This window comes from Inquilinus sp. NPDC058860 (genome assembly GCF_042743185.1).
In the GTDB taxonomy this organism is placed as follows: Bacteria; Pseudomonadota; Alphaproteobacteria; order DSM-16000; family Inquilinaceae; genus Inquilinus.
Map to the genome: position 1 here is coordinate 1 of NZ_JBHYMS010000130.1, position 2,792 is coordinate 2,792.

Sequence of the window (2,792 nt, forward strand, 5' to 3'; positions counted from 1 at the left end):
GTCAGCATCCGGTGAGGACCGCAGTGTGGTCTACTGCGAGGATCCGGGCTTGGGCGGAGCGAGGCCGGCAGCGCGCCGGTCGGCGATGATCTCCTGCAGATACTCAATGCCGAAGCGGGTGAAAGCGGTGACGCCGTCCTCACCGACGCCGTAGACATGCAGCCGACCGTCCTCGGGCTCCATGTCGATCGAGAGTTCGTGCAGCCAGTCCTCGTCCTCGCCGAGCATCCGGGCGACGTGGCCGATGGTGAAGACGGCGGTGATGGCGGCCACGGTCAGGCTGCCTGGCTGCGGGGCGTCGACCGCCAGTGCCACGGCAGGAGCTCATCGATCTTGCTGGCGGGGTGACCGGCGATCCGGGCCAGGACGTCGGCCAGCCAGGCCTGCGGGTCGACGTCGTTCATCTTGGCGGTGACGATCAGGCTGTACATGGCCGCGGCGCGCTGGCCGCCGCGGTCGGACCCGGCGAACAGCCATGACTTCCTGCCGAGGGCAATGCCGCGCAGCGCTCGCTCCGCCGTGTTGTTGCTGAGACAGATCCGGCCGTCGTCGAGGAAGCGGGTGAAGGCCGGCCACCGCTTCAGCATGTAGTCGATGGCCCGGGCGAGATCGTTGCCGCGGGAGAGCCTGGCGCGCTGCTCGCGCAGCCAGCCCTCCAGCTCGACGACCAGGGGCGCGCTCACCTCCTGCCGGACCGCGCGGCGCTGCTCGGCGCTCTGGCCGTTGATCGAGCGCTCGATCTCGAACAGGGCGTCGATGCGCCGGACCACCTCCAGCGCCAGCGGCGAGATCACGCCCGGTGTCCGGCCCCGGGCTGCGCGACGGGCGTTCTCCGCCAGATCTGCCATGGCGAAGAAGGGCCGGCGGGCATGGACCCAGCACGCCGCCTCCAGGATCGGACCCGGCTTGCGGTCGGGCTCGTACAGCTTGGTGTAGCCACCGAAGGCGTCGGCCTGGAACAGCCCGGCATAGCCGGCCAGATGCGCCTGGGGATGTTCGCCGGTCCGGTCGCGCGAATAGTAGAACATTGCCGCCGGCGGATCCTGTCCGCCGAACGGCCGGTCGTCGCGCACATAGGCCCAGCACCGCCCGGTATCGGTCCTGCCCTTGGCCAGGACCGGCACGGTCGTGTCATCGCCATGCAGGCGCTCGGCCGCGAAGACATGTGCCTCGATCCGCCGGATCAGCGGCGCCAGCACCGCGCAGCAGGCACCCACCTGGTCGGCCAGGGTCGACAGGCTGAGCGGCACGCCCTCCCGGGCGTAGCGCTCGGCCTGGCGGTTGAGCGGCTGGTGCTGCCCGAACTTCTCGAACAGGATCATCGCCAGCAGGCTGGGGCCGGCCCAGCCCCGGGCGATCACATGGAACGGTGCCGGGGCCTGGCTGATCCGTTCGCAGTCCCGGCAGGTGAACTTCTCGCGGACATGCTGGATCACCTTCCACTGCCGCGGCACCACCTCCAGCGTCTCGGTGACATCCTCGCCCAGCTTGCGCAGCCGGTCGCTGCCACAGCAGGAGCAGGCGGTCGGGCCCGGCTCGACCACACGCTCCCGCGGCAGATGCTCGGGGAGAGGTCTGCGTGCGGGTCGCTTGCGAGTGAACGCCGCCACGGCCGTGGTCCTGGCGACGGCGGCCTCGGCGGCGACCTCGTCCTCGGCGGCCGTGCTCTTGAGCTCCTCGAAGGTCAGCTCCATCTGGTCGAGCAGCCGCGCCGCCCGTTCCGAGCGCTGGCCATAGAGCTGGCGCTTCAGCTTCTCGATCTGCAACTGCTGGTGCGCGATCAGGGCCTGGTCGTCGGAGGCCTTGGCCCGGGCCACCGCCAGCTCCGCCTCGATCCGGGCCGTGTCCTCGAGCCGCTGCCGCCGCTCGGCAGCCAGCGCCGCCTTCAGCGCGTCGACATCGTCCGGCAGGGCCTCGGGAGTGGCGTCCATACCAGGATGGAATCAGAAATCCGCGCCGCTGGCTCGCCCAAAATGCGGGCCCCGATCCCTATCCTGCGCGCTCCGGCCGGAAGGTGTGGCGCGGGTTCCGCCAGTCGATGCCGTCGAGCATATAGGCCAGCTGCGATGCCGAAATACCAATCACGCCGTCGGCCGGCGACGGCCAGATGAAGCGGCCCTTCTCCAGCCGCTTGGCGTAGAGCGACATGCCCAGCCCGTCATGCCAGAGAATCTTGATCAGGTCGCCTCTGGCGCCCCGGAAGACGTACAAGTCACCGGCATGCGGATCCCGGCCGAGCGCCTCTTGCACCTGCAGCGCCAGTCCGTTCATGCCGCGCCGCATATCGGTCCGGCCGACCGCCAGCCAGACCCTGACACCGCTCGGGACCGGGATCATCGCCGCTCCAGCACGTCGAGCACCAGCCGCAGCGTCGCCGCCTTGACCCCGCTGCCGACCCGAAGGCGATAGCCGCCAAACTCGACCTCGATCAGACCGTCGGCCCGCGCCGGCGTGGGCTCAGCCGGCGGATCCGGCGTCACCGCCACCGGCATCAGGCGCAGCTCCGTCGGCTCGGCCGCCTCAGCGGCATAGCGCTTCCGCCAGGCGAACACCTGGTTCGCGTTCACGTCGTAGCGCCGCGCCACCAGCGACACCGACGAGCCCGGCTCCAGCGACGCCGCCACGATCTCCCGCTTCAGCGCCTCCGGCCAAGGCCGGTGCCGACGCCCCTCCCGCAAACTTGTGTCCATAACTGCACTTGTGGACACTTCCCACCACCGCCGCTGTCAACCAACGCTTCAGCCTCGGTCAACCCGACAAACCCGCAAAGGCGGCCTCCGGCGGAGGGTTAC

General features: G+C 70.1%; 4 protein-coding genes. All 4 read right to left on the reverse strand.

All coding sequences use genetic code 11. The annotated features are described in order from the left end of the window. Positions 1 to 30: 30 nt before the first annotated feature. Genes ACFW16_RS35970 through tnpA form a run of 4 tightly spaced genes read right to left on the reverse strand, consistent with a single transcriptional unit; the run spans position 31 to position 2,690 of the window. Positions 31 to 315, reverse strand: coding sequence for a hypothetical protein (locus ACFW16_RS35970; protein ID WP_380313904.1), 285 nt, complete (start codon positions 313 to 315; stop codon positions 31 to 33). After that, complete coding sequence (tnpC, locus tag ACFW16_RS35975) at positions 276 to 1,931, reverse strand: IS66 family transposase (protein WP_380313905.1); 1,656 nt, start codon at positions 1,929 to 1,931, stop codon at positions 276 to 278. The genes ACFW16_RS35970 and tnpC overlap by 40 nt, the downstream gene beginning before the upstream one ends. A 58-nt stretch (positions 1,932 to 1,989) precedes the next feature. Then, the gene (gene tnpB / locus ACFW16_RS35980; protein WP_380313906.1) at positions 1,990 to 2,337 is read right to left on the reverse strand and encodes an IS66 family insertion sequence element accessory protein TnpB; all 348 of its coding nucleotides are present in this window, start codon (positions 2,335 to 2,337) and stop codon (positions 1,990 to 1,992) included. Beyond that, the gene (gene tnpA, locus ACFW16_RS35985) at positions 2,334 to 2,690 is read right to left on the reverse strand and encodes an IS66-like element accessory protein TnpA (protein WP_380313907.1); all 357 of its coding nucleotides are present in this window, start codon (positions 2,688 to 2,690) and stop codon (positions 2,334 to 2,336) included. Before tnpA ends, tnpB begins: the two co-directional genes overlap by 4 nt. Between the last annotated feature and the right edge of the window lie 102 nt (positions 2,691 to 2,792).

Excerpts from the sequence above, each read along its gene's own strand:
- tnpC (WP_380313905.1), bottom strand. The coding sequence starts at position 1,931 with ATGGACGCCACTCCCGAGGCCCTGCCGGACGATGTCGACGCGCTGAAG.
- tnpB (WP_380313906.1), bottom strand. The coding sequence starts at position 2,337 with ATGATCCCGGTCCCGAGCGGTGTCAGGGTCTGGCTGGCGGTCGGCCGG.
- tnpA (WP_380313907.1), bottom strand. The coding sequence starts at position 2,690 with ATGGACACAAGTTTGCGGGAGGGGCGTCGGCACCGGCCTTGGCCGGAG.